19 protein-coding genes are annotated in these 26,020 nt (G+C 70.4%); 7 read left to right on the top strand and 12 right to left on the bottom strand.

The window, feature by feature from the left end:
• The first annotated feature begins 62 nt into the window (after nt 1-62).
• Both H1D24_RS17605 and H1D24_RS17600 read left to right on the top strand, forming a co-directional pair.
• Complete coding sequence (locus tag H1D24_RS17605; protein WP_181658524.1) at nt 63-2,126, top strand: pectinesterase family protein; 2,064 nt, start codon at nt 63-65, stop codon at nt 2,124-2,126.
• A 228-nt stretch (nt 2,127-2,354) separates the two neighbouring features.
• Nucleotides 2,355-3,776, top strand: coding sequence for a hypothetical protein (locus tag H1D24_RS17600; protein ID WP_181658523.1), 1,422 nt, complete (start codon nt 2,355-2,357; stop codon nt 3,774-3,776).
• Nucleotides 3,777-3,905: 129 nt separating this feature from the next.
• On the opposite strand, the gene H1D24_RS17595 is transcribed toward H1D24_RS17600, so the two are convergent.
• The 5 genes from H1D24_RS17595 to H1D24_RS17575 all read right to left on the bottom strand — a co-directional run bounded on the left by H1D24_RS17595 (nt 3,906) and on the right by H1D24_RS17575 (nt 9,716).
• A complete protein-coding gene (locus H1D24_RS17595; RefSeq protein ID WP_181658522.1) occupies nt 3,906-4,958 on the bottom strand; it encodes a hypothetical protein in 1,053 nt (350 codons plus the stop codon).
• A gap of 411 nt (nt 4,959-5,369) precedes the next feature.
• Nucleotides 5,370-5,861 (bottom strand): Hsp20/alpha crystallin family protein, encoded by a 492-nt coding sequence (locus H1D24_RS17590; RefSeq protein ID WP_181658521.1) that lies wholly within the window; start codon nt 5,859-5,861, stop codon nt 5,370-5,372.
• A gap of 168 nt (nt 5,862-6,029) precedes the next feature.
• Nucleotides 6,030-7,025: an alpha/beta fold hydrolase gene (locus H1D24_RS17585; RefSeq protein WP_181658520.1), complete on the bottom strand. Its 996-nt coding sequence runs from the start codon at nt 7,023-7,025 to the stop codon at nt 6,030-6,032.
• A 230-nt stretch (nt 7,026-7,255) separates the two neighbouring features.
• On the bottom strand, nt 7,256-9,109 hold the full coding sequence (locus H1D24_RS17580) for a glycoside hydrolase family 15 protein (protein WP_181658519.1): 1,854 nt from the start codon (nt 9,107-9,109) through the stop codon (nt 7,256-7,258).
• A 175-nt stretch (nt 9,110-9,284) separates the two neighbouring features.
• The gene (locus H1D24_RS17575; RefSeq protein ID WP_181658518.1) at nt 9,285-9,716 is read right to left on the bottom strand and encodes a DUF7144 family membrane protein; all 432 of its coding nucleotides are present in this window, start codon (nt 9,714-9,716) and stop codon (nt 9,285-9,287) included.
• 224 nt (nt 9,717-9,940) lie between these two features.
• Here H1D24_RS17575 and H1D24_RS17570 point away from each other — a divergent pair, with 224 nt between their 5' ends.
• The 4 genes from H1D24_RS17570 (at nt 9,941) to H1D24_RS17555 (ending at nt 15,325) form a co-directional block, all read left to right on the top strand.
• Nucleotides 9,941-12,193: a SpoIIE family protein phosphatase gene (locus H1D24_RS17570; RefSeq protein WP_181658517.1), complete on the top strand. Its 2,253-nt coding sequence runs from the start codon at nt 9,941-9,943 to the stop codon at nt 12,191-12,193.
• Nucleotides 12,194-12,302: 109 nt separating this feature from the next.
• Nucleotides 12,303-13,304, top strand: a complete 1,002-nt coding sequence (locus tag H1D24_RS17565; RefSeq protein ID WP_181658516.1) for an extracellular catalytic domain type 1 short-chain-length polyhydroxyalkanoate depolymerase — start codon at nt 12,303-12,305, stop codon at nt 13,302-13,304.
• Between the two features lie 247 nt (nt 13,305-13,551).
• On the top strand, nt 13,552-14,619 hold the full coding sequence (locus tag H1D24_RS17560; protein ID WP_181658515.1) for a zinc-dependent alcohol dehydrogenase family protein: 1,068 nt from the start codon (nt 13,552-13,554) through the stop codon (nt 14,617-14,619).
• Nucleotides 14,620-14,638: 19 nt separating this feature from the next.
• Complete coding sequence (locus H1D24_RS17555) at nt 14,639-15,325, top strand: helix-turn-helix domain-containing protein (protein ID WP_309484357.1); 687 nt, start codon at nt 14,639-14,641, stop codon at nt 15,323-15,325.
• A 51-nt stretch (nt 15,326-15,376) separates the two neighbouring features.
• Here H1D24_RS17555 and H1D24_RS17550 read toward each other — a convergent pair whose 3' ends face one another.
• Both H1D24_RS17550 and H1D24_RS17545 read right to left on the bottom strand, forming a co-directional pair.
• Nucleotides 15,377-16,258 carry a universal stress protein gene (locus H1D24_RS17550; RefSeq protein WP_181658514.1) on the bottom strand — a complete coding sequence of 294 codons (882 nt, stop codon included), beginning with the start codon at nt 16,256-16,258 and terminating at the stop codon, nt 15,377-15,379.
• Nucleotides 16,259-16,453: 195 nt separating this feature from the next.
• A complete protein-coding gene (locus H1D24_RS17545; RefSeq protein WP_181658513.1) occupies nt 16,454-17,440 on the bottom strand; it encodes a lysylphosphatidylglycerol synthase transmembrane domain-containing protein in 987 nt (328 codons plus the stop codon).
• 120 nt (nt 17,441-17,560) lie between these two features.
• Between H1D24_RS17545 and H1D24_RS17540 the strand changes: the two genes are divergently transcribed.
• A complete protein-coding gene (locus H1D24_RS17540; RefSeq protein ID WP_258564140.1) occupies nt 17,561-19,531 on the top strand; it encodes an ABC transporter ATP-binding protein in 1,971 nt (656 codons plus the stop codon).
• A 130-nt stretch (nt 19,532-19,661) separates the two neighbouring features.
• Here the strand turns inward: H1D24_RS17540 and H1D24_RS17535 are convergent, their stop codons facing one another.
• From H1D24_RS17535 to H1D24_RS17515, 5 genes are all read right to left on the bottom strand, one after another.
• The gene (locus tag H1D24_RS17535) at nt 19,662-20,345 is read right to left on the bottom strand and encodes a response regulator transcription factor (RefSeq protein WP_181658512.1); all 684 of its coding nucleotides are present in this window, start codon (nt 20,343-20,345) and stop codon (nt 19,662-19,664) included.
• Nucleotides 20,342-21,553, bottom strand: a complete 1,212-nt coding sequence (locus H1D24_RS17530) for a sensor histidine kinase (protein ID WP_181658511.1) — start codon at nt 21,551-21,553, stop codon at nt 20,342-20,344. The genes H1D24_RS17535 and H1D24_RS17530 overlap by 4 nt, the downstream gene beginning before the upstream one ends.
• Before the next feature lie 652 nt (nt 21,554-22,205).
• Entirely contained in the window at nt 22,206-23,228 is a 1,023-nt protein-coding gene (yjfF, locus tag H1D24_RS17525) for a galactofuranose ABC transporter, permease protein YjfF (protein WP_181658510.1), read from the bottom strand.
• Entirely contained in the window at nt 23,225-24,310 is a 1,086-nt protein-coding gene (locus H1D24_RS17520; RefSeq protein ID WP_181658509.1) for an ABC transporter permease, read from the bottom strand. Before H1D24_RS17520 ends, yjfF begins: the two co-directional genes overlap by 4 nt.
• Complete coding sequence (locus H1D24_RS17515) at nt 24,307-25,845, bottom strand: sugar ABC transporter ATP-binding protein (protein WP_181658508.1); 1,539 nt, start codon at nt 25,843-25,845, stop codon at nt 24,307-24,309. The genes H1D24_RS17520 and H1D24_RS17515 overlap by 4 nt, the downstream gene beginning before the upstream one ends.
• Nucleotides 25,846-26,020 lie beyond the last annotated feature (175 nt).

The following is a 26,020-nucleotide window of genomic DNA, read 5'->3' as shown; positions in this document are numbered from 1 at the left end:
CGCCACCCGGCGGCGACTGCCCTGCGTCACACCCCCCCATAGACAGCAGGGCAGACGACGCTATGGAAAGTACTCAGGACAAGGCGCGGCACCGCAGGCGCAGGCGCAGGCTCGGCCTGACGGCCGGTGTGCCGATGGCGCTGGTCGCCGCGGTCGGCCTGTCGTACGGCACGGTCTTCGGCGTTTTCGGCGAGGACGCGCAGCCGAACGCCTCGGCGGCCACCGCCGCCGCCTGGGCCGACGACGTCGCCGACGGCTTCGCCTCCGTCAACGCGCTGGGCCAGAACGGAACGTACGGCGGACGCGGCGGCGAGACCGTCACCGTGAAGACCCTCGCCGACCTGGAGAAGTACGCCACGGCCTCCGAGCCGTACGTCATCGTCGTGGCCGGGACGATCACCATGAACCCCGTGGGCAAGGAGATCAAGGTCGCCTCGGACAAGACGATCGTCGGCTCGGGCACATCGGGTCACATCGTCGGCGGCGGCTTCTTCCTCGGCCAGGGCGTACACAACGTCATCATCCGCAACCTGACGATCCGGGACTCCTACCAGGGCATCTGGAACGACAAGGACCACGACTTCGACGCCGTCCAGATGGACGGCGCACACCACGTGTGGATCGACCACAACGACCTGCGGCACATGGCCGACGGACTGATCGACGTCCGCAAGGACTCCACCAACGTGACGGTGTCCTGGAACAAGCTGGGCAACAACAACAAGACCTTCGGCATCGGCTGGACCGAGAACGTCGTCACCGACATCACCATCCACCACAACTGGATCCGCGAGACCGAGCAGCGCAACCCGTCCACGGACAACGCGGCGCACGCGCACCTGTACAACAACTACCTTCAGGACGACGCGGGCACGGACATCACCTCGTCGTACGGCAACTACTCCCGCGGCCAGACGAAGATGGTCCTGGAGAACAGCTACTTCCAGGGCTTCAACAACCCCGTCATCAAGGACAGCACGGCCACCCTCGTGCAGCGCGGCAACGTGTTCTCCGGAACCAGCGGCCGCAACGAGAGCGGCGGCACGGCCTTCGACCCGAAGACGTACTACAACTACACCCTCGACAGCGCCGCCGACGTCCCGGCGAAGGTGAAGTCCGGTGCCGGACCCCGCTCGACCATCGGCACGGCCACGACCACCGCCGCTGCGGCGACCACCCTCACCGTGGCGCAGGACGGCTCCGGCCAGTACAAGACCGTGCAGGCCGCCGTCGACGCCGTACCGGCGAACAACACCTCACGGATCGTCATCTCCATCAAGCCCGGCACCTATCGGGAGACGATGAAGATCCCGTCCAACAAGCCGCACGTCACCCTCCAGGGCACCGGCGGCAGCCGCAAGGACACCGTGATCGTCTACAACAACTCCGCGGGAACCGCCAAACCCGGCGGCGGCACCTACGGCACCGCCGGAAGCGCCACCGTCGCGGTCGAGGCCGACGACTTCCAGGCGCGCAACCTCACGGTCTCCAACGACTTCGACGAGAAGGCCAACCAGAACGCCGGCGGACACCAGGCCGTCGCGCTGCGCACCAGCGCCGACAAGGTCTTCCTCGACAGCGTGATCATCACGGGGGACCAGGACACCCTCGAACTGGAGACCGCTGCCCCGGACAAGCTCGGCCGGGTCTACGTCAGGAACTCCTACGTCATCGGGAACGTCGACTTCATCTTCGGCCGGGCCAGCGCCGTGATCGACCGCTCGGTGATCACGCTGAAGAAGCGCTGGGACGGCACGTCGGCCGGCTACATCACTGCGCCCAGCACCCCCGCCGACCGCAAGGGCTTCCTGATCGCCAACACCACGGTGAACGGCGACGTGTCCGCCGGGAGCTTCTACCTCGGCCGCAACTGGCACGCCGGCGGTGACGCGGCCCTCGACCCGCAGACCACCGTCCGCAACTCCACCCTCAGCAACGCGATCAAGTCGACGCCGTGGTCGGACATGGGCGGCTTCGCCTGGAAGGACGACCGCTTCGCGGAGTACAAGAACACCGGCCCCGGCGCGGGCACCGCGAGCAGCGACCGCCCGCAGCTGACCGACGCGCAGGCCGCCGGTCAGGAGATCGTGGACTGGCTGGGCGACTGGACCCCCACCGCTTCCTAGCCAGCGCTTCACGACGGCCCGCCGGACGTCCCGGGCGGGCCGTCTCGGCTTGTACGGGCCGTCTCGGCTTGTACGGGCCGTCTCGCCGTTGTACGAGACGGGCGCATCACCAGGCGTGACCGATGTGGCCAGTTTTGTCCGCGTGAGCGGGGAACCCGGCCGTCAGCGGCGCCGCAACCAGGAAATGAGGGAGCAGCCGACTCGCGACAGGACAGTAGGAGGCGCACCGTGCTCCAGCACCTGCGGTCGGGCTGCTGCCTGTGCGACTTCGACTCCTCCGTAACGGCGGTGCGGGCAGTGAGCCGGTTTCTGCGCGGCCAGGACTTCCCCGCCCTCGGTCTGGGACCCGGCTCCGCGTGGCTGGCAGGCGTGCTCTCACGCTCTCCCTCAAGTGCGCGGCACCGGGCATACGTCCTCGCGGCCCGTATGCAGGCCGCGCCCGCATCCAAGGTGCGCCGGTTGAGCAGCGAGGACCTGGCCGCGTGGACGGCCGGCCAGTACGGGAAGGGCCCCTACCCGGCCGTGTTCATAGGGGCCGGCAGCGGTGGCGCCGTCCACCTGGCCGCCGCCCTCGGCGCGCCCGTGCTGCCGCAGACCTACCTCGTACCGGTACGGGCGCGGCTCGATCCCGACAGGCCGCGCGCGGCGATGCTGGCCGTCCGGGAACTCGGCCGCGGCATGGTCGAGGCCAACCCCGACCTGGCGCTCTGCCACATGCACGATCCCAGCCAGGACCGGGCGATGATCGTGCGGTTCGCCTATTTCCGCGTCAAAAGCCTTCGGCTCGGGGCGACGCTGCAGGGCTTCCTCGAGCGGCGACTCGCGCCCGGCGCGACCATCTTCGTCGTCGACTGCACGTTGACCTGGCCGATGTCCGTGGTGGGCGAGCGGCACCGGTTCCAGTTCGGCGCGCTGGGAGGGATGACGGCGGACGAGTACGCCAACGGCAGCGAACGGATCGCCCGGTTCCTCGCCGAGCAGGGCGCGAGCGTGCGGCAGTGGGACGCGCCACCACCGGACGAGTCGTATCCGGAGGCGGAATGGGGTTACGACGACGCGCTCACGGCCGACGTTCTGGCGCTGGCGCGCCGTTGTGGATACCAGGTGCGTCGCATCACCATCGGTGAGCCGGAGCATCTCAGTCCGCTCGTCGCCGAGTTCCACCGCTGGTGGTACCGCCGACGGGGTCTGCCGGACGACCGGCTGCTCATCGAGACGTACAACCAGTGGGAGCCGTACTGGGCGCTGCGGCTCGGCGTCGTGCCCTTCTGGGTGCAGTTCACCACCCGGCCCTCGTACCGCTGCGCCACCGCATATCTGATGCACGCCGAGCCGTACCAGCGCATCCACGTGAACCTGTTCTCCAACGGACTGCGCTCGGTCGGTCTCGTGCCGGTGGAGCACTGGCGCGGGCTCGCCCGACGGTACGCGGTGGAGACCGGGGGGACCATCGGCGTGGACGAGCGGGCCTACCCGGAGGATCTCGGCAGCATGCTGCGGTACCGGTCCGCGCTCGCCGCCCTGCCCGAGCGGCATCCGGTCCCGCCCCCCGTCGGCAGGGCGGAACTGGACGAGTTCCTCGCCGAGATGCGGGGCACTGCGGCGTACCGGGCGGCTCCGGTGGAGACCCTGCTCGGATCGGCCGGGTGACCCGGGCGCCGGGACGGCCGGGCGCGATGCGGATGCAAGGCGACCATCGGCGATGCGGCTGCAAGGCGGCCCGCGGCGATGCGGCCACGTGGAGTGGCCGGCCGCGGGCCGTCCCACGGCTGTGCGCCGTCAGGTGGTCGTGCGCTGGCGGGCGGCGTTGATCACCGACTTGCGCTGCCGGTGGCGCCGTTCGTAGTCCAGGGTCTCCAGGGCGAGGGCAGGGTCGGCCGTCCGCAGCCGACGGTGGATCTGGTCGAGGTTCATGGTGTCGTAGTCGGGCCACGGCTCGTCGCCGCGCAGGCGCTCGACGGCGGTGAGGACACCCGCGCGGTTGGCGTGGGCGCGTTCGTATCCCTCGACCACGGTGAGATCCCTCTGGGGGAGCGTGCGCAGCCGCTGGGTGATGTCGGCGACCGTGAGCTGCCCGTATCCGGGAATCGGCAGGTCCTCTTCCCGGGCCGCGGCGCCCTGGACCTCCTTGGTCATCCGGCTCACGCCCGGCATCTCGCGGAGCGCGCCGGTGGCCGTGCGTGCCGTCTGCCGCCCACCAGCCTGGGCTGCGTCGCGCACCCGGCCGACGGCGGTGCGCACCACACGCGTGGTCGCGCCGGCCAGCCCGCCGTCGGGCTCAGTCGATCGGCCGCCGTCGGCCGTCGCCACGGCTCGGGCGTGTTCGGCGACGCTGTCCTTGAGGGCGTCCAGGAGTTTCTCGTCCTGGCGTCGCAGTGAGGCGAGCAGACGAGCCGCTTCTTCGTCGTCGGCCTCGGCGGCGATGCTCTCACCGGCGCGGCACGTGGCCAGCGCCCGGGCGGTGATCGCGTACTCGTCCTCGGCGTTCTTCAGCAGGCGGCGCTCGTCGGCCTCGTGCCGCCCGCGGAGAGTCCGGCCTGCGATCGACGCGCCGATCTCGAGAGGCAGTGTGGTCGTGCGGACGGTGCCCTTTGCGATGGTCCGGACCGTGCCGGCGGCGAACCGCAGCGGGCTGCGCGGACGGATCTCGCTCACGTGGTGGTCGATACGGTTGATGTGGTCCTGTGCGTCGGCGACATGGCGCTCCAGGACCTGTCGGTGCGGGCCTTCCGGCGTGAGGGCCATGTCGGACCGGAACCGGTCGACGACTGCGGCCTGGGCCTCGCGGGCGTCTTCCAACGCCGGTATGAGGACATCGGTCGTCACTGTCATGGCTGTTCCCTGGTGGTGTCGGGCGGCTGGTGGGCCCGCCGTGCGTGAGGAGCTGCTGCCGCATGGCACAGCCGTGCGGCGGTGGCACGGATCCGTCCGCATGGCATGGTCGGTCCGGCCACAGCGCCGGGGACGCTCGGCGAGCAGAGTTCGTCGGAGCATCCATGAGGAGAGGCGCGTTGCCCGGCCGCGGCGTTCGGCACGCGCCACACCCGGTGGCACAACGCCCCATCCAGGTGAACCGTGTTCCTGGTGGGCCATGTGCGCTTGTGGTGTCGGGGGACGCGCGCGCGGTGGTGCGGTTGGCGTGCCGCAGCCGAGTGCGGCGGGGGCCTGCATGGTGACCGCTGCGGGTGGGGGCCGTCAGAGCAGGGATCCGTACCCGCCGTCAGGGATGCACCGGGGTCGGTGTCAGTCTCCGGCTGTGATCTCGATATGGCGGGGTTTGGTCGTCTCGGCCTTGGGGACGGTGATGGTCAGCACGCCGTCGCGGAGTGCCGCGTTGACCTCCTCGGTGTTCACGTCGCCGGGCAGCAGTGTCCGGTACTCGAAGCGGCCGGTGCGGCGGGTGCCGCGGCGCAGCGTCCCGGCGCCCTCCCGCTCCTTGAACTCGCCGCGGACGGTCACGTCCCGTTCGCCCATCTCGATGTCGATGTCCTCGCGCTTGACGCCCGGCACATCGATCTCGATCAGGTACGCGTCGTCGGTCTCGGACACATCGGCCAGCGGTGACCAGGCCATCCCCTCGGTCACAGGGGTGAGCGTCCCGCCGACCGTGGATTCCAGCAAGCTCCCGATACGGCCGAACAAGTCGTCGAACTCGGCCAGCGGGTCCCTGGCCCAGCCGGGGAACCGCCGCTCGGCAAGCCTTCCAGGCGTACCACGTCGCACAGGCAGAGTCATACAGCTCACCTCCGTAACAGATTTGTCCGGGTATGCGGCGATTGGGTACCCACTGACGTGATCACCACACCGGCTTCGGCGGATCTGGCGGAGCATCAGTTCCTGAGGGCGGCCACCAGGACCGATTGCGGTTGAAGCTGAACCCGTTGAACTGTTGAACTCGTTGAACTAGTGAGCGTCTTCCGGAAGGCCGGTGGCCTCCAGGATCACGCGGGCGACCAGCTCGGGAGCGTCGTTCATGGGCACATGGCCGCAGTCGGGCAATGGCACCAGCCGTGCGTCGGGAATCATGGCCTTGACCCGGTAGGCCTGCCAGGGCGGCAGGACACGGTCCCAGGTGCCCCAGGCGATGGTGACCGGCACATCGGGGATGTCGCCGCTGAACAGCACCCCTTCGCGGCCGGCCCGCAGGGTGGACCCGAACGCCGCCGCGTCCCGCAGCGCCCGCAGAGAGGCGACCACCGTCTCCTGTGGGCACAGGGAGCGGCCGTAGAGGGTGCCGGTCAGGGCGGCGCGTCCGGCCGGGCTGCGCGCCAGCCACGCCATGGCCTCGTCGGGGAGCAACCGCACACCCTGCCGTGCCGCGGTCAGCATGGCGTAGGCGTACCGCCGCTCCGCGCCGGTCCAGAACCCGGCCGGGGCCAGTGCCGTCACGCTGCGCGCGAGCCCTGCCTGGCCCAGACGGAGCGCGATCAGCCCGCCCAGTGAATGACCCACCACATGCGGCCTGTCCACGCCGAGCTCCTCGAAGACGGCACCCAGCCAGGCCACAGCCGTCTCCAGGTCACGCGGGACCGCAGGATCGAGATCCGGTGACTCTCCGAAGCCCGGCAGATCCATGGCGATCGTGTCGCGTGAGCCGGCCAGCAGCGGCCCGACAGCGCCCCAGGCCTGCCGGTGATATCCCAGTCCGTGCAGCAGAACCAGCGGCTCCCCGGTGCCCTGCCGCTCATAGGCCACCGTCACCGGCCCCAGGCCCGCGGCACGGCATTCCACGAAGGACGCCGCCCGGGGCGGGACCACGACCGTCCCCGCCTCATGCGGGACCGCACCACCCGGCCGGGGCGGCCCGGGGACCAGGTGACGACGGACGTACGCTGCCGCCGCCCGGGCCGTGCGGCCCGGCCGATCCGCGACTGCGATGAACGTGGACAGCAGCGCCATCGCCAGCACCTACCTCGCCCTGCGGCACTCCTCGAAAGGAGCCCTTCGGTGCTCCTCCGCGGAAGCCTTCGGGACTCCCTCACGGAAGCCCCTCGGCACTCCGCTGCGGGAGCCCTGTGGAAGTCCTTCACGGGAGAACGTTCCTACCCGATAGGAGAACTCCAGCTCACCCTATGATCCTCAACGCGGTCCGGCCACTCGGGCATTCCCCTGGAGCCCCGGCGAGGCGGTCACCGACGGGGCGCTCCGGGCCCGTACCATGCCTCGTCGAGCGCTCTGTCGAGCGTCGTGGCCGCCATGATGAGCGCGACGTGGGTGAAGGCCTGCGGGAAGTTGCCCAGCTGCTCTCCGCTGGGGCCGATCTCCTCCGCGAAGAGGCCGACGTGGTTGGCGTAGGTGTGCATCTTCTCGAAGGCGTACCGGGCCTGGCGCAGTCGGCCCGCCTGGGCGAGCGCGTCCACATACAGGTAGGTGCAGAGGCTGAACGTGCCCTCCGAGCCCTGCACCCCGTCGGGTGAGGCGGCTGGATCGTAGCGATGGACGAGGCTGTCCGAGACGAGGGCGCGGTCGATGGCGTCGAGCGTCGAGAGCCAGCTGGGGCTCCTGGGGGCGAGGAAGCCGAGCCGGGGGATGAGCAGGAGGGAGGCGTCCAGCACGTCGTCGCCGTAGTGCTGGACGAGGGCCTGTTCCTTGTCGCTCCAGGCGCGTTCCATCACCTGGTCGAGGATGGTGTCGCGCGCGGCCGTCCAGCGGGCGGTGTCGGCGGGACGGCTGTGTTCGGCGGCCAGTTTCAGGCCGCGGTCGAAGGCCACCCAGCACATGACACGGCTGAAGGTGAAGTCCTTTCGTCCGCCGCGCGTCTCCCAGATGCCCTCGTCGGGCCGGTCCCAGTGGTCCGCGAGCCAGTCCAGGGTCGAGGCGAGGCCCTTCCAGCCGTGATAGTCCACCTGCACCCCCACATCCCGGGCTTCGGCGAGCGCGTACAGCGCCTCTCCGTAGATGTCGAGCTGCAGCTGTCCGGTCGCCGCGTTGCCGACGCGTACCGGATACGAGCCGCGGTAGCCCTCCAGATGGGGCAGGAGCTGCTCGGGCAGCCGGGGATCTCCGTCGACGCGGTACATGATCTGCAAGGGTTCGCCGCCGCTGTCCGCCTCCGCGCGCATCCGGTCCCCGAGCCAGCGCGTGAAGCGGGCCGCCTCGTCGACGAATCCGAGGTCCAGCAGGGCCCGTACGGACAGTGAACCGTCCCGGATCCAGGTGTAGCGGTAGTCCCAGTTGCGCTGGCCGCCCACCTGCTCGGGCAGGCCGGTGGTCGCCGCCGCCACGGGGGCGCCGGTGGGTGCGTACGTCAGCAGCTTGAGCGTGATGGCCGAACGGTTGACCATGTCCGGCCACCGGCCGCGGTACCGGGAAGTACGGATCCAGTACTGCCAGAAGTCGACGGTCGCCCACAGCTGCTCGGTGGCCCAGGAGGCGGTGACGGGCCGGGGCGCCGGGCTGTCCGTGCCGCACACGGTGAACACGGCGGCCGCGGCCTCGCCGCCGCGCAGCGTGACCCCGCCGCGGACGTCGTCCTGGTCGCGCTCGAGCGGAAAACTGCTCTGCAGATACGCGGTGACACCCGGGCCGCGGAAAACCGCCAGGGCTTCGCCGTCCGTTTCGCCGTCCAGGGCCAGTTCGTGCCGCGCCCGGGCGTAGTCGAATCGTGGTCGGCACTCCAGTTCGAAGCGGACGGTGCCGCGCACCGCGCGTGCGAGCCGGACCAGGGTGTGACGGTCGGACGGCGTGTCCGAGTCGTTCGGAGGCATGAAGTCGAGGACCTCGCCGACCCCGTCGGGGGACAGGTAGCGGGTCACGAGCACGGCGGTGTCGGGGTAGTAGAGCTGCTTGCGGCTGCTGCCGCGCGGATCGGGAGCAAAGCCGAAGTGGCCCCCGTCGTCGTGGTCGAGCAGGGCGGCGAAGACGCTGGGCGAGTCGAAGCGCGGTGCCGGAAACCAGTCCACGACTCCCTGGGCCGAGATGAGCGCGGCGGTCTGCAGATCTCCCACGAGGCCGTGGTCGGCGATCGGCGGATAGCGGTCCATGCGACTGTCTCTCGTCGAGACCCCCCAGACTCCCCGAGGTGTCCTCATTGTCCGGTAAGGGCTTCTCGGTGGCGAGCCGTCGGGGGGTGGAACCGTCGCGGTTGTCAGCGGAGCCCCGGACGCAGCAAGGCGGGCACGGACGGAGCCGTGCCCGCGACTGAGCAGACCCGTACGGCTACGTCGCCGATTCGCGGCGCGGTGAGCACAGCGCCCAGATGATGAAACCGTCCACGACGATCAGCACGATCGACCAGACAGGGGCATAGGGCAACCAGAGGAAGTTGGCGATCATGCTGAGGCCGGCGAGCACCACGCCGACGGCACGGGCCCAGGGGGCCCCGGTGAACAGCGCCACACCGGCGATGGCGATGACCACACCGAGAAGCAGGTGGACCCAGCCCCAGCCGGTGAGGTTGAACGCGTAGACGAAATCGTCGTTCACCACGAACACGGGGTCGTTGGCGATCGCCGCTATGCCCGCGAAGATCGCCATGATGCCGCCGAACACCATCAGAACCGCGGCGGCAGCGGTCCATCCCGTCACCCAGGGGCTTACGGCCGCAGCGCGGCCCTGCTCCCTGCCTGCGCCGCTGACATGAGTGGCCATGTCGTGGCTCCTTCCACAGAAACGCCTGAGAAGCGCCCGCCCTTTCGGACGGATGGTCCGAACATGCCATGTCGTCTCCAGGCTGGCACCGCTCCACCTGTGCGGCATCTCGGCGGGGATCATGCCAGGTGGGGCGTCACGTGCTGGTTTCCGGGCGCACTGCAGGGCACGGGTGAGCACCTGTCGAACATGCTGGGCCGCGAGTGCGGTCGTAGGGTTCTGCTATGGGCGACGGGAAGAGATCGCCCGTCGGCCTGGGCGAGGCCCCAGTGCTCGCCGGCGACAACGGCGACAGTGGCGACAACGGCCACAGCGGCGACTACAGGGAGCAGCTCGCCGAGGAACTGGAGCGTGCGCTGGAGGGGCTGGGCGCGCATGCCGGCGGAGTCTTCCTTCTCCACCCCGCGGAGCACCTGCTGAAGCTCACGGTCCTCGTGGGCATACCGCGCGAGATCGCCGCCCCCTGGGAACTGGTGAACCCGGCCACCGCGATGCCGACGGCCGATCCTGTGCGCACCGGCGACCTGGTCTGGGTGAACGGACACGAGGCCTGGATGCGCCAGTATCCCCGCATCGCCGTCGCCACGCCCTACGACTACACGCTGGCCGCCGTCCCGGTCATCGGCACGCACGGCCCCCTCGGGTCGGTGTTCGCGCTGTGGCCGGGCACGCTGCCGTCCCGCATCCCGCCGAAGCTGGAGACGGGGATGTGGCAGCTCGCCGCGGACCTGGCACGGACATTGGAGTCCCGGGAGCGGACCCGTGCGGTGCAGTCCGTAGACCCCGCCGGGGCGGTGGAGCGACTGTCCGGTGACCGACCCGTGCACCACGAACGCGGACCCCTGGTCCACCCCGCCGGTCCGAGCCCGCCACCGGGGACCGCCGAGGCCGCGGAACACATGGTCGCCCGGCTGCCCGAAGGCGTCTGCGCGCTGGACATCGACGGCCGCGTCACCTCGGTCACCCCTTCTGCTGCCCGTCTCCTCGGCGCGCCGGCCGAGCACCTCATCGGCGCCCGGCCATGGGAAGTCGCCCCCTGGCTGCGCGACGCGCTGTACGACCCCTACCGCGCGGCCGTGGTGAGCGGCCGGCCCACCTCGGAGGCCTGCCTGCGCCCGCCCGACCAGTGGCTGAACTTCGCGGTGTATCCGGGTGCCTCGGGCCTCACGGTCCGCATCAGCGAGGCTCCTGGGAACGGCGCAGACGCGGTTCCGGGCGCAGAGCCCATCCCGGCGGCCCGGGACAACGAACCGCCTCTCACGCACGCCGGCGTGCTCTACCACGTGCTTCACCTGGCGAGCGCCCTGACCGAGGCCGTCGGCGTCGAGGACGTGGTGAACACCGTCGCCGACGACATCCTGCCCGCCTACGGCAGCCGGGCACTGGCCATACTGACCGCCGAAAGCGGACGGGTGCGCCTGATAGGCCACCGGGGCTACTCGCCCGAGGTGGTCGCCCGCTACGACGACAGCCTGTGGCGCTCCAGCGAGCCCGGGGCCCGGTCGGTGGCCCTCGGCCATCCGATGTTCTTCGAGTCGATGGCGGAGCTGGACCAGGCATTCCCGGCACGGGCCGGGGTGCACGACGGCATGGGCGCCTGGGCGTTCCTGCCGCTGATCGCCTCCGGCCGCACCATCGGCACCTGCATCCTCGCGTACGCCGGGCCGCACCGCTTCACCACCGGCGAGCGTGCTGTACTGACCTCGCTCGGCGGCCTGATCGCCCAGGCGCTGGACCGCGCACGGCTGTACGACAAGAAACTGGAGATCGCCCACGCCCTCCAGGAGCGGCTGCTGCCGCACACCTTGCCGATCGTGTCCGGCCTCGAGGCGGCCACACGCTATCTGCCCGGCACCGAAGGGATGGACATCGGCGGTGACTTCTACGACCTGGTGAGGGTCCGCCGGGACGCCGCGATCGCCGTCATCGGCGACGTCCAGGGCCACAACGTCACCGCCGCAGCGCTCATGGGCCAGATCCGCACCGCTGTGCACGCCTACGCCACCGCCGACGCCCGCCCCAGCGGGATCCTCGCCGGGACCAACCGGCTGCTCGCCGACCTCGACGCCGGTCTGTTCGCCAGCTGCGCCTGCCTGAGCCTCGACCTGGGCAAGCACGTCGCCTGTGCGGCCAGCGCCGGGCACCCCCGGATCCTGGTGCGCACCCCCGACGGGGCCGTCCGCACCCTGGACGCCCCCACGGGTCTGCTGCTGGGCATCGAGGCGGAGGTCCACTACTCCCAGACCGTGTTCCCGATGCCCGACGGCACGACCTTCGCCCTCTACACCGACGGCCTCGTCGAGTCCCCGGGCACCGACATCGACGAGGGCGTGGCCGGCCTCGCGATCCGGCTGGAGCAGGCCGGGGCGCTGTCCCTCGAGGCGCTCGCCGACATCCTCGTCAGCCACGCCCGCACCGCGCGCCAACGCGCCGACGACATCGCGCTGCTGCTGCTCCGCTCGGGACGCCCGCCCTGATGGGGCGCATTCCCCTACCTGATGGGTTGTCAACTCACAGTGCATCGACCTCAGTTGTGGTCGCCGAGGCCATATCACGGGTGCGGTTGCGCTCCTACAGTCACCCGGCATGACATCGACCAGAGCCGCAACACTTCGTCCGCGCGGGGCGCTGATGGCCGTACTGGCCGCTCTGCTCTCCGCACTTGTCTCCACTCTTCTCCTCCCGGCGCCCCATGCCTCCGCAGCGTCCCTTCAGGAGGTCACCGGCTTCGGCTCCAACCCGGGAGCCCTGAGGATGTTCCGCTACGTCCCCGACGGGCTGCCCGCCGGCCGGCCCGTCGTCGTGGCCCTCCACGGCTGCACCCAGAACGCCGCCGGATACGGCACCGGCAGCGGCTGGACAGAACTCGCCGACCGCTGGGGCTTCTCACTCGTACTGCCGCAGCAGCAGAGCGGCAACAACGCCTCTCTGTGCTTCAACTGGTTCCAGACCGGCGACATCCAGCGCTCCCAGGGCGAGGCTGCCTCCATCGCGCAGATGGCCGACCGGCAGCTCGCCGACGCGTCCGGCGACGCGTCACGCGTGTACGTCACCGGGCTCTCGGCGGGCGGCGGGATGACCTCGGTGATGATGGCGGCGTACCCGGAGAAGTTCGCCGCGGGCGGCGTCGTGGCGGGACTGCCGTACGGCTGCGCCCAGGCCGCCGGATCCCCGTACGTGTGCATGTACGTCGGCGCGACGCAGACCGCGCAGCAGTGGGGCGACCGGGTGCGGGCCGCCCGGCCCGGCTACACCGGGCCATGGCCCACGCTCACCGTGTTCCAGGGGACGGCCGACTACACCGTGAAGCCCGTCAACATGACCGACCTCATGAAGCAGTGGACCAATGTGCATGGCGCCGACCAGACCGCGGACGTGAGCGACACCGTCGGCGGGTATCCGCACCAGGTCTTCCGAGACCCGGCCGGAAACGCCGTGGTGGAGACGTACAGCATCACCGGCATGGGCCACGGCCAGCCCGTCGATCCGGGCAGCGGTGCCGAGCAGTGCGGCACCGCGGGCGCCTACATCCTGGATGTCAACCTGTGCGCGGCCTACCGGATGGGCCGCGGGTGGGGGCTCGGCTGAGGCGGGGGCTCGCTGAGGCGGGGCTCGGCTGAGCGCGTCGGCCGGATCCGGGTGTCGGATCCGGCCGTCAGGGAAGCCGGGAGCCAGGGGAGTCCGGAAGGTCCGAATGGTCCCCTCCGGGAGCCCGTGGGACTCTGTTCGTGTGCCTCTCGGACACGGGGGAGGCCCCACAGACCGCCCCGAACGCGGTGAGTGTGAGGGCCGCTTCGACGCAGGGACGGGGGACGGAGGGGAGGAGGAGGGCGTCATGAAGGCACTCGTTTTCCATGGCCCCGGGCAGTCCGCCTGGGAGGACGTTCCGGATCCCGACGTCGTGGACGCCACCGATGCCGTTGTCCGCGTCGACGTCGTCACCATCTGCGGCACCGATCTGCACATCCTCAACGGCGACATACCGGAGGTGCGCCCCGGCACGGTACTCGGCCACGAAGCGGTCGGCGAGGTCGTCGAGGTGGGCAGCGACGTGCGAACGGTCCGCCCTGGTGACCGGGTGCTGGTCTCGTGCATCACGGCATGCGGCCGCTGCCGCTTCTGCCGCGAGGCGATGTACGGACAGTGCCACGGCGGCGGAGGCTGGATCCTCGGCCATCTCATCAACGGCACCCAGGCCGAGTTCGTCCGCGTGCCCCACGCCGACATGTCCCTGCACGTCCTGCCCGGCACGGTGGACAGCAGGGACGCCGTGCTGCTGGCCGACATCTTCCCCACGGCCTACGAAGTCGGCGTGCTGAAGGGCCGGGTACGGCCCGGAGACACGGTCGCCGTCGTCGGGGCCGGGCCCGTCGGGCTCGCCGCGATCGCCACGGCCGGGCTGTACTCGCCCGAGAGGATCATCGCCGTGGACCTCGCGCCCACCCGCCTGGACGCGGCCAAACACCTCGGCGCCGACGCGGTGGCCGCCCCCGGCGAGGGACCCGACGAGCTGGTCGCCGACCTCACCGACGGGCTCGGAGCCGACGTGGTCATCGAAGCGGTCGGCGAGCCCGAGAGCTTCGAGCTGTGCACACGCATGGTGCGGCCCGGCGGGCACGTGGCCAACATCGGCGTGCACAGCAAGCCCGCGACGCTCCACCTCGAAGACCTGTGGATCAAGAACGTGACGATCACCACCGGGCTGGTCGACACGCATTCGACCCCGACGTTGCTGCGCATGATGGCCGCCGGACGCCTGCCCGTGTCCTCCCTGATCACCCACACCTTCCCGCCGGACCGGATGGAGGAGGCGTACGACGTCTTCGCCCGCGCCGCCGACACCGGAGCGCTCAAGGTCATCCTCGGGCAGCAGCACGATGCCCTGCTGGTCAAGGGTGGCTGACGAAAGGAAGTGACCGGCCGTGTCCCAGCAGGCACGTTCAAGGTCCGCTACGACGGGGACGGCGCGGGGAGACATCGGGCGCCGCATCGCTCAGCGACGCGAGGAGCTCGGGTTCACCCGCAAGGAGGCGGCCGTCCGGGCGGGCACGGCCCCCGGGTATCTGCAATACCTGGAGGAGAATCCCGCGGCGGCGCCGGGCATCGGCATCCTCATCAGGCTGGCCGACGCCCTGCAGACCACGGTGGCCGCGCTGCTGGGCGGGGGCGCCGAGCTCCCCCCGGGGACGGGACGGGCCGCGTACCACCCCGAGCTGGTCGAGCTGAGCGCCGAGGAATGCCGCGCCCGCTTGTCCACGCACGGCGTCGGACGGCTCGCCGTGCCCACCCCCACGGGGCCGGTCATCATGCCGGTCAACTACAGCGTCATCGACGGAGCGGTCGTCTACTGCACCGCGCACGGCACCGAGCCGGCGGCCGCCGCCGGTACCGAGGTCGGCTTCGAGATCGACCGCATCGACGATGCGCTCAGCCGGGGCTGGAGCGTGCTCGTCCAAGGCCACGCCCGGGCCGTGACAGAGCCTGATGAGGTACGCCGGCTGGAGGAGCAGGCGTACACCGCGCCCTGGGCGGGCGGCGAACGCGACATGTGGGTGCGCATCGAAACCGTGAGCATCTCCGGGCGGGAGATCGCGGTGCGGGAATCCTGATCACATCAGTCCCTAGTGACTCACTTTTTTTGCTCAGGCCTGCGGGTTACGTCAGGCGTGCGGGACGACCGCCACGGGCGCGGCGGCGTGGTGGAGTACCGCGTGGGCGACCGCGCCGAGGCGCATGCCCAGATGGAGTCGGCGCATGCGGCGGCCGACGACGACGAGCCCGGCCCGGGGGGCAGCGTCCAGAACCACCCCTGACGGGTAGGCGAGATCGACGGTCTGCTCCACGTTGACCTGCGGATACTTCTTCCGCCACGGTTCCAGGGCCTGGGACAGGGCCCGCTCCTTCTGCGCGGGCACGCCTTCCGTCCCGCCGGCGGACATCTCCTCGGCGGACTCGCCGTATCCGTACACCGGCCGCAGACGCCAGGCGTGTACGGCCCGCAGCGTCGCACCGCGGGCGGCAGCCGTGGCGAAGGCGAAGTCCAGCAGCTGTCCGGCAGGATCGGCGAGATCCTGGACGCCGACGACCACTTCGTCGCGGTCGTGCTCGGCGGCGGACTGCTCGTTCGCCCGCACCATCACCACCGGGCCCTTCGCCCGGGCGAGCACCCGCAGGCCGACGGATCCCAGCACGAAACCGGCGACCGCTCCGTGCCCGCTGGAGCCCAGCACCAGCATCTCGGCGTGTTCCGCATGGTCTGCGAGAGCCTCGGACGCCGCGCCGGAGAGCTCCTCGGTGGTGATGGTCAGCCCGGGATGACGGGCGCGCAGATGCTGCTCGGCGCCGGCCAGCATGTCGCGGGTCCACTGCTTCTGGGCTTCCAGGTCCGCGGGGGCCGGCATGTCGTGCGCCTGCCAGATCCAGCCGTGCACCAAGCGGAGCGGAAGCGCGCGGCGCTGCGCCTCGCGTGCAGCCCATTCGGCGGCGGCGAGACTCTCGCGGGAACCGTCCAGGCCCGCGGCGACGGCACGGGAATCAAGCATCGCGAGACACCTCCGTGTCCAGGACACATCGCAAGACACCTCCGTGTCCGGGACGGACGGTCCGGACACCGGTGCCGTCCTCGTCCACTCGCCGTCCAGTATCCGCGTGTCACCGCCGGACCGCTCTCCGCCAACGTCGGCCGTTGTCATCACCGCGCCGCTCTTCGCCGACAGCGGCAGACGTGCCGTACGGCCTCAGATCACCTTCAGCCGCACCAACGCGCCGAGCATCAACGCCCCCGGCAGCAGCGGCAGCCACAACGTGATGATCCGGAACGCCAGAACCACCGCGGTCGCCACGGCCGCAGGGCCGCCCGCCGCCACCAGCGCCACCACGAGCGCGGCCTCCACCGAGCCGAGGCCGCCGGGTGTGGGCACCAGCGCGACCGCGACCGTCGCCGCGAGATACGCGACCGCCATGTGCGCCACCGGGATCTCCAGTCCCAGCGCTCGTCCGACCGCCACGAGACCGGCCGCCTGCAGTGCGGGGAAGGCCAGCGAGCCGCCCCACAGCGCGAGCGCACGGGACGGCCGTGTGTGCACACCGCGGGCCTCTCCGAGGGCGGTGCGCAGGAAGCGGAGTGCGGCCGTACGCAGGCGGCGTACGAGAAGGAGCACCGCCACCGCGACACAGACGGCCGCACCGGCGGCGACGATCAGCGGCCCGACCGCCCCCTCGGGAAGCAGAGTCCCCAGCCGCAGCGCGCCGGGGAAGGCGATCAGCAGCATCAGCAGCAGGCCCACGCGGCCGATCGACTCGGCCAGCAGATACAGCGCCAGGGCGGCTGAGGAACGGGCGAGCGGTACTCCGCACACCGCCATGAACCGCAGGTTCACCGCGCTCGCGCCGAGGCCGGACGGCAGCAGATGGTTCGCCGCGCCCGCCGCGAACTGCGTGGCGAGCAGCCGCAGTGACGGCAGCCTCTCGACCAGCGCGCCCTGCCGTGTCACCGCCGCCGCGACCCAGGTGAGGCAGGTGGCCCCGGCCGCCGCGAGCAGCCACGGCCACTCGGCACCGCCCAGCCTGCGGAACCCCTCAGCGAGCACCGCCCAGTGCTGCACCGCGACGACCGCCACCAGGGCGAGCGGAAGCAGACAGAGCACCTCCCGCACGGGCAAGCGCCGGGGGAGCCCTTCAGGGCGTCGCACGCGTACGGCAGTCACATCGCCAGAGGTTGCCATACCGTCCCAACTCCGGGTTGCGGGCGCGCAGACGGGGGCTGACGTGACGGTCACGACCTGCCGCACCTGAAATTCCTTGACCTCAACCTTGCTCGAGGTTCTACCGTCCTACTCATGAGCATGGAAACCACCGCCTGGGTCCAGTTGCACAGCGTCATGAACGCGCAGCAGGACCGCCGTCCCTTCGCCCGCGCCACACTCCGCCGCATAGCCGCCTTCGCCCGCCCGCACCGCCGGCGCATCGCGCTGTTCGTGCTGATCAGCGTGGTGACCGCGCTGCTCGCCGTTGCCACGCCGGTCCTGGCGGGAGGCGTCGTCAACGCGATCGTGAAGGGGAACGACTCCGGCACGGTCGTCCGGCTCGCCGCCCTCATCGCCCTCATCGCGCTCGCCGAGGCAGGGCTCGGCCTGGTCGGCCGCTGGCTGTCGGCGACCCTCGGCGAAGGGCTCATCCTCGATCTGCGGGCCGCGGTCTTCGACCACGTGCAGCGGATGCCGGTCGCGTTCTTCACCCGCACGCGTACGGGCGCGCTCGTCAGCCGTCTCAACAACGATGTGATCGGCGCACAGCGGGCGTTCAGCAACACCCTGTCCGGCGTGGTCGGCAACATCGTCACGCTGCTGCTCACCCTCGCCGTCATGCTCACCCTGTCCTGGCAGATCACCCTGCTCGCGCTCGTCCTGCTGCCGGTCTTCGTCGTGCCCGCACGCCGTATGGGCAGCCGGATGGCGAAGATGCAGCGGGAGGCCGCCAACCTCAACGCCGCGATGGGCACCCGCATGACTGAGCGGTTCTCCGCGCCCGGTGCCACCCTCGTCAAGCTCTTCGGGCGGCCCGACGACGAGTCCGCCGAGTTCGCCGCGCGGGCGCGCCGCGTACGGGACATCGGCGTACGCACCGCCATGGCGCAGTCGGCCTTCATCACCGCCCTCACCCTCGTCTCCGCGCTCGCTCTCGCGCTGGTCTACGGCCTCGGCGGGTACTACGCGCTGCGCGGCAGCCTGGAGCCGGGCGCGGTCGTCGCGCTCGCCCTGCTGCTCACCCGCCTCTACGCGCCGCTGACCTCCCTCGCCGGCGCCCGCGTCGAGGTCATGAGCGCACTGGTCAGCTTCGAGCGGGTCTTCGAGGTCCTCGACCTCAAGCCGCTCATCGAGGAGAAGCCGGACGCGCGAAGCGTCCCTGACGGGCCTGTGGCGGTCGAGTTCGACGACGTCCGCTTCGGCTATCCCTCCGCGGACAAGGTCTCCCTCGCCTCACTCGAGGAGGTCGCCTCGCTGGACACCCGCGGCGGAGCGGAGGTGCTGCACGGCGTGTCCTTCCGCGCCGAGCCCGGCCAGACCGTCGCGCTCGTCGGCTCGTCGGGAGCGGGCAAGTCGACCATCGCGCAGCTGCTGCCGCGTCTGTACGACGCGGACGAGGGGGCCGTACGCATCGGCGGCGTCGACGTACGCGACCTGTCCGCCGTGTCCCTGCGCGAAACGCTCGGCATGGTCACCCAGGACGGCCACCTCTTCCACGACTCGGTCCGCGCCAACCTGCTCCTCGCGCGACCCGATGCCGGGGACGACGACCTGTGGGACGTACTGCGCCGCGCCCGCCTCGAGAACCTCGTCCGCTCGCTGCCCGACGGCCTCGACACGGTCGTCGGGGAACGCGGCTACCGGCTCTCCGGTGGCGAACGCCAGCGCATGACCATCGCCCGCCTGCTCCTCGCCCGCCAGCGCGTCGTCATCCTCGACGAGGCCACCGCCCACCTCGACAACACCTCGGAGGCCGCCGTCCAGGAGGCCCTGGCCGAGGCGCTGGACGGCCGCACCGCCGTCGTGATCGCCCACCGGCTGTCCACGGTGCGCGCCGCCGACCTGATCCTCGTCGTCGAGGACGGGGAGATCGTGGAGCGCGGTACCCACGAGGAGCTGCTGGCGGCGGACGGGCGGTACGCGGAACTGCACCGTACGCAGTTCGAGAAGCCCCCGGCGGGGGTGGTGCCGGCAGCGGCATCGGCAGCTGCGGTGGAGAACACGACCTCAAAGCTCATCCGTGACCCACGGCCTGTTGACAGTGGTGTGCCCGTCAGCGTGGAGATGTAGCAGTTAGCGCACGACGGCGAGCGATTATTGACTTGCCCGGGGCGGTTCGCTGGGATCTGCCACGGCGGGATGACGTATCTGCTCGCGGCGCCGGCGTATGCCGCCCATGCCGGCAACCACATACCGGCGATCACTGGGGAGACGGCGGCGTGGGCCGTACGAGGCCCGACTGGTAGGCGATGACGACCAGCTGGGCCCGGTCGCGGGCGTCGAGCTTCGGCATGGCGCGGTGGACATGGGTGCGCACCGTCAGCGGGCTGACGAAGAGCTCCTCGGCGATCTCGTTGTTGGACTTGCCCTCGGCGGCCAGGGCCATCACCTCGCGCTCGCGGTCGGTGAGAGCGGACAGGTGCTCTGGTGGCGCCAGGTGGTTGCCGGGTTCGGGAGTGGTGAGGAAACGGGTGATGAGGGCGCGTGTGGCCACGGGGGAGAGGAGCGAGTCGCCGGCGGCCACGGTACGGATGCCGCTGAGGAGCTCGTCGGCGCCCACGTCCTTGCCGAGGAAGCCGCTCGCGCCGGCGCGCAGGGCCTGGGCCACGTACTCGTCGGTCTCGAAGGTGGTGAGGATGAGGACACGGGTGGCGGACAGGTCCGGGTCGGAGCAGACGGCGGACGTCGCGGCCAGACCGTCCGTGCCGGGCATACGGATGTCCATGAGGACGATGTCGGGGCGGTGGGCGCGGGTGAGCTCGATCGCCTCCTTGCCGTCGGGGGCTTCGGCGATCACCTCCAGGTCGGCGCAGGAGTCGATCAGGATCCGGAAGGTCGCCCGCAGGAGGGCCTGGTCGTCGGCGAGCAGGACGCGGATGGTCATGGGGTCGTGGCCTCTTCCGGTTCCGTGTCGTAGGAGTGCAGCGGCAGTGACGTGGTGACTTCGAAGCCGCCCTCGGGGCGGTGGCCGGCCTGCAGGTCGCCGCCGACCGACTGGGCGCGTTCCCGCATGCCGATGAGGCCGAAGCCCTTGCCCGGCGCGGGAGTGGTGGGGGTCTTGGACGTCCCGTCGTCGGTGACCGCGATGGTGAGCTGGTTGTACGAGTACGAGAGCCGAACGTGCGCTGCCGCCGCGGCAGCGTGCTTGCTGAGGTTGGTCAGCGCCTCCTGCACGATCCGGAACGCCGTCAGGTCCACGCCTGGTGAGAGCGGCCGCGGTTCGCCTTCGGTGGTGACGGTGACCTTGAGCCCGGCGGACTCGCACGCGGAGGTCAGCTCGGGAAGCCGGGCGAGTCCCGGCGACGGCTCCAGCGACGTGTCGGGGTCGTCCGCCTGGCGCAGAAGGCCGACCGTGGCCTTCATCTCGCGCAGCGCCGAGGCGGTCGTGGCGGCGAGATCACTGAGGATCTTCTGCGTCTGCTCGGGATTGGTACGCGCCAGGTGCGCGGCGGTGCCGGCCTGCGCATTGGCCAGGGCCAGATGGTGGGCGACGACGTCGTGCAGCTCGCGGGCGATGCGCATGCGCTCCTCGGAGACCCGGTGGCGCGCCTCCTCCTCACGGGTCCGCTCGGCGTGCTCGGCGCGGGCCTGAATGGCCCCGACATAGGCGCGCCGCAGCCGTGACGCGGTGCCGCCGGCAACCGGCACCAGCAGCCAGAAGGCGGGGCCGATCGTCCTGAGCACCAGTGGATGGTCGACGGGGTCCGCGATCACCGCCGTGACCACCAGAAGTGCGGTCGTGGCGGAAGCGTAGACACGTGTGGTCTTCCGGTCGGTGAGAGCGGCCAACCAGTACAGCGCTGCCATGACCGGCGCCAGCAGCAGGGGGGTGAGCAGGTAGCCCAGTGCGCTGGTGATCATGGTGCAGACCGCGGACACGGCGACCGCTGTGCGGGGGTGGGTGCGATGCCTCAGCAGGGCGAGACAGGCGATCCCCGCGAGCAGTACGGCGGGCCACATGCGGGTCGGCTGGTCGCTGTCCGGCGTCGTGAGGGAGCTGCCGAAGACCGCGAGGCCGAACATCACCAGGGACACGGCCACTTCTCCCGCACGGGGATAGCGGGCCGCGTACTGCTCCAGGTTGGGGGTCATTCTTCGGGTTCTCCGGTGGGTGGGCTGGGGCAATGGTGGACGAAGAGGCGCAGGAACGGTCGGTGAGGGCGGCCCGTGTGCTTCACATCACGCGCGGCCCTCAACCGTGCGGGGCGCTCGTGATCAGACGTGAGCCACCTCCAGGTCGGCCATGTCGCCCGGATCGGGGGCAGGCGTCGTGGAGTCCCGGCGGCCGAACCCGATCACTGTGATCAGGGGGGAACCTCCCCAGGCTCCCCGGCCAGGGCACGAACCGTCGTCGTGCGTCTGCCGACAATCCCGCCTACTGAGAACGCAGTACACGACGCCCGTACGTCCTACGCGGACATGAGCCCCCGCCGCCCGCTCCACAAAGACAGCAGTCCAGGGCGGGCTGGACATCCAGCCCGCCCGGGAGCGACCCGCGTGCGCCAGGAGGCGTACGAGGCCTTCTGTGCCGTTTCCACCATTTTCTGGCCTTCCGTGCCGTGAGCAGTGGTGCCGGAAGGGTGGAGGCAACAGGCGCGTGCCACGCGAGGCGCCACCGACAGGGTGGGGCCCTGGATCAGCCGAACCACCTGAGCCGGAACGACAGGAGCGGCCCACTGAGCGGGACGCCATGCGTACCCGCGCAGCGGACCGCTCCGGGTCCGACAGCTCGACCTGCCCCGGCTCAGGTCTTCTTACGTGCCGTCATCGCCCGCTGGATCAGGATGAAGGCGCACAGCAGCACACCCGTGGCGATCTTCGTCCACCAGGAGCTGAGCGTGCCCTCGAACTGGATGATGCTCTTGATGAGGCCGAGGACGAGCACACCGAACACGGTGCCCAGCACATAGCCCGAGCCGCCCGTGAGCAGCGTGCCGCCGATGACCACCGCGGCGATCGCGTCGAGTTCCATGCCGGTGGCGTGCAACGGGTCACCGGACTGGATGTACAGGGTGAACAGCAGCCCGGCGAGCGCCGAGCAGAAGCCGCTCACCGTGTAGACGGCGATCTTCGTGCCGCCCTGCGGGAGGCCCATCAGCATGGCGGACTGCTCGTTGCCGCCGATGGCGTACACCCGGCGTCCGAAGCGGGTGTAGTGCAGTACGTAGAACGCCGCGGCGAGGACGACCAGGGCGACGATCGCGCCGACCGACAGGAACCCGGCACCCAGCGACACCTGTGCCTGAGCCATGCTGCTCACGGAGGAGTCGGTGATGGAGATCGACTCCTTGCTGATGACCAGGCACAGGCCGCGGAAGAGGAAGAGGCCGGCGAGGGTCACGATGAAGGGCTGGATCTCGAAGTTCTGGATCACATAGCCCATCAGGAAGCCGCCGACTGCGCCCACGGCCAGGGCCAGGGGGATCACGAGCAGGATCGGCATGCCCTGACGCTCCACCAGCCATGCCGTGAACATGGTCGTGAAGCCGATGACGGAGCCGACGGACAGGTCGATCCCGCCGGACAGGATGACGAAGGTGGCACCGACGGCGGCGACCAGCAGATAGCTGTTGTCGATGAACAGGTTCATGAAGACCTGGGGCTCGGCGAAGCCGTAGTTCTGGTAGCGGCTCAGGCCGGCGATGTACATCACCAGGAACAGCGCGGCCGTCACCAGGACGGGCAGGCGCCGGTCGCCGAGCAGGCGCGCGGTCTTGGACGTCGTGCGGCGGTCCGGGGCCGTACGGCTTTGGGTGGTCGCGCTCATCGCGACACCTCCATCTTGGGAGCGGCCTCGGCCACCGCGGCGGTCTCCGCCGGGCCCGTGGCCCGCCCGCGGCCCTTCGTGCCGAACACCTTGGCGCGGAACTTCGGGGACTGCAGCAGGCAGACGACGATGACGACGACGGCCTTGAAGACCAGGTTGGTCTGGGTCGGCACGCCGATGGTGTAGATCGTGGTGGTCAGGGTCTGGATGACGAGGGCGCCGACGACCGTGCCGCCGATGGAGAACCGGCCGCCCAGCAGCGAGGTGCCGCCGATGACCACCGCGAGGATCGCGTCGAGCTCGATCCACAGACCGGCGTTGTTGCCGTCCGCGGCCGACGTGTTGGAGCTGATCATCAGGCCCGCGATGCCCGCACACAGCGCGCAGAACACATAGACCATGATCTTGATCCGCCGCGAGCGGATGCCGACCAGGCGGCTGGCCTCGGCGTTGCCGCCGACCGACTCGACGAGCAGCCCGAGGGCCGTGCGGCGGGTCAGCGCCACGGTGACGGCCACGACGACGGCCACCACGAAGATGGAGAACGGCAGCGTCAGCCAGTAGCCGCCGCCGATCAGCTTGTACGGCTCGCTGTTGACGGTGATGATCTGCCCGTCGGTGATCAGCTGGGCCACACCGCGTCCGGCGACCATGATGATCAGCGTGGCGATGATCGGCTGGATGCCCATCCTGGCGACCAGGAAGCCGTTCCAGAGGCCGCAGACGAGCGCGGCCAGCAGCGCGAGGCCCATCGCGAGCAGCACCCCGGAGAGCGCGTTCTGATCGGCCTGGCCGCTCATGTAGGAACAGGCCAGCGCCCCGGCGATCGCGACCACCGCACCGACGGAGAGGTCGATGCCGCCGGTGGCGATCACCAGTGTCATGCCGACCGCCACGAGGATCAGCGGCGAGCCGAACAGCACGATGGAGACGAGGCTGCCGTAGAGGTGGCCGTCCGACATCCGGATCGAGAAGAAGTCAGGGGTGAAAGGGATGTTGACGAGCAGCAGTACCACCAGGACCGCGACCGGCCAGAACAGCTGGTGGTGCGTCAGCGCTCGCCATCGGGAAGTGGTGGTCACTGGTGCTCTCCGCTCGCGATGGTCTCCAGGATCCGGCTGGTGGTGATCTCGGGCCCGTTGGCGATCTGCGCCACCAGCCGGCGGTCGCGCAGCACTCCGATGGTGTGGCTGAGCCGGAGTACCTCCTCGAGCTCGGCCGCGATGTACAGCACGGACATGCCGTCCTCGGAGAGCGACACCACGAGTTTCTGGATCTCCGCCTTGGCGCCGATGTCGATGCCGCGCGTCGGCTCGTCCAGGATCAGCAGCTTCGGCTGGGTGATCAGCCAGCGGGCCAGCAGCACCTTCTGCTGGTTGCCGCCGCTGAGCTGGCCGACGCGGGCCTCCGGGTTGGCGGGCCGGATGTCCAGCGCCTTGATGTACTTGGCGACGAGTTCGTCGCGCTGGGAGACCGGGATGGGCCGGGTCCAGCCGCGCGCCGCCTGCAGGGCGAGGATGATGTTCTCACGCACCGTCAGATCCGGTACGAGGCCCTCGGTCTTGCGGTTCTCCGAGCAGAACGCGACGCCCGCGGCGATCGCGTCGTTCGGGGCGCTCATGGAGACCTGCTTGCCGCCGATGGTCACCTTGCCGCTGTCGGGCTGGTCGGCGCCGAAGAGCAGCCGGGCGAGTTCGGTACGGCCCGACCCGAGGAGACCGGCGAGTCCGATCACCTCGCCCTTCTTGATCTCCAGGTCGAAGGGGGCGATGCCGCCGGTCCTGCCGAGGCCGTCCGCCTGGAGCAGCGGCTCACCGACGCCGGAGTGCAGCTGGTGGTCGTGGAGCTCCTCGAGCTGGTCCAGAGCCTTGCCGATCATCAGCTGGACAAGGCCGACCTGGTCGAGGTCGCTGACCATGTGCTCGCCGACCAGGGTGCCGTTGCGCAGTACGGTCATCCGGTCGCAGACCTCGTAGATCTGGTCGAGGAAGTGCGACACGAACAGGATCGCGACGCCCTGTTCCTTCAACCGCCGCATCAGGGCGAAGAGTTCGAGGACCTCGTCGCGGTCGAGGCTGGACGTCGGCTCGTCGAGGATCAGCACCTTGGTGCCCGATCCCTCGGCGACGCTGTCGCCGGTGCCCACCGACCGTACGATCGCGACCAGTTGCTGCACGGCGAGCGGGTACGAGGAGAGGGGCGCGGTGACGTCGATGTCGAGGCCGAGCCGGTCGACCAACTCGGCCGCCTTCCGGCGCAGTTGCTTCCACTGGATGCGGCCCGCGCGAGTCGGTTCGCGTCCGATGAAGATGTTCTCCGCCACCGACAGGTTGGGGCAGAGGTTGACCTCCTGGTAGACCGTGCTGATGCCGGCCTGCTGCGCCTGCAGGGGGCTGGCGAACCGTACGGACTGCCCGTCGAGGGTGATCGTGCCACCGTCCAGGGAGTGAACCCCCGTCAGCACCTTGATGAGGGTGGACTTCCCGGCCCCGTTCTCGCCGAGGAGGGCGTGGATCTCGCCGGGGAAGAGCCGGAAGTCGACACCCGACAGAGCCCGTACCCCCGGAAACTCTTTGACTATGCCCGTCATCTCCAGGACGGGCCGCGGCTCTGCCATAAGACTCCTAGCGAGGGGACCACCGGTTCTGTCCGGTGGGGAAATTCACTTACCTGATCTGCGTTACGTTCGTTCCGCCCCCGGAAGGGGTCGGTTCGGGCTGGACCGCAACCTTCGGGTTGGAAGCCCCCTGATGTGGGGGGTGGAGTCACGGCAGCGCTCCTCATGGAATCGA

This window comes from Streptomyces himalayensis subsp. himalayensis, from assembly GCF_013778455.1.
Taxonomy (GTDB): domain Bacteria; phylum Actinomycetota; class Actinomycetes; order Streptomycetales; family Streptomycetaceae; genus Streptomyces; species Streptomyces himalayensis.
This window is presented reverse-complemented; position numbering and strand designations above follow the sequence as displayed.

Bases quoted from the DNA above. Each gene is read 5' to 3' on its own strand.
- H1D24_RS17605 (WP_181658524.1), top strand. From the start codon at position 63: ATGGAAAGTACTCAGGACAAGGCGCGGCACCGCAGGCGCAGGCGCAGG.
- H1D24_RS17595 (WP_181658522.1), bottom strand. From the start codon at position 4,958: ATGACAGTGACGACCGATGTCCTCATACCGGCGTTGGAAGACGCCCGC.
- H1D24_RS17590 (WP_181658521.1), bottom strand. From the start codon at position 5,861: ATGACTCTGCCTGTGCGACGTGGTACGCCTGGAAGGCTTGCCGAGCGG.
- H1D24_RS17585 (WP_181658520.1), bottom strand. From the start codon at position 7,025: ATGGCGCTGCTGTCCACGTTCATCGCAGTCGCGGATCGGCCGGGCCGC.
- H1D24_RS17580 (WP_181658519.1), bottom strand. From the start codon at position 9,109: ATGGACCGCTATCCGCCGATCGCCGACCACGGCCTCGTGGGAGATCTG.
- H1D24_RS17575 (WP_181658518.1), bottom strand. From the start codon at position 9,716: ATGGCCACTCATGTCAGCGGCGCAGGCAGGGAGCAGGGCCGCGCTGCG.
- H1D24_RS17570 (WP_181658517.1), top strand. From the start codon at position 9,941: ATGGGCGACGGGAAGAGATCGCCCGTCGGCCTGGGCGAGGCCCCAGTG.
- H1D24_RS17565 (WP_181658516.1), top strand. From the start codon at position 12,303: ATGACATCGACCAGAGCCGCAACACTTCGTCCGCGCGGGGCGCTGATG.
- H1D24_RS17560 (WP_181658515.1), top strand. From the start codon at position 13,552: ATGAAGGCACTCGTTTTCCATGGCCCCGGGCAGTCCGCCTGGGAGGAC.
- H1D24_RS17550 (WP_181658514.1), bottom strand. From the start codon at position 16,258: ATGCTTGATTCCCGTGCCGTCGCCGCGGGCCTGGACGGTTCCCGCGAG.
- H1D24_RS17545 (WP_181658513.1), bottom strand. From the start codon at position 17,440: ATGGCAACCTCTGGCGATGTGACTGCCGTACGCGTGCGACGCCCTGAA.
- H1D24_RS17540 (WP_258564140.1), top strand. From the start codon at position 17,561: ATGGAAACCACCGCCTGGGTCCAGTTGCACAGCGTCATGAACGCGCAG.
- H1D24_RS17535 (WP_181658512.1), bottom strand. From the start codon at position 20,345: ATGACCATCCGCGTCCTGCTCGCCGACGACCAGGCCCTCCTGCGGGCG.
- H1D24_RS17530 (WP_181658511.1), bottom strand. From the start codon at position 21,553: ATGACCCCCAACCTGGAGCAGTACGCGGCCCGCTATCCCCGTGCGGGA.
- yjfF (WP_181658510.1), bottom strand. From the start codon at position 23,228: ATGAGCGCGACCACCCAAAGCCGTACGGCCCCGGACCGCCGCACGACG.
- H1D24_RS17515 (WP_181658508.1), bottom strand. From the start codon at position 25,845: ATGGCAGAGCCGCGGCCCGTCCTGGAGATGACGGGCATAGTCAAAGAG.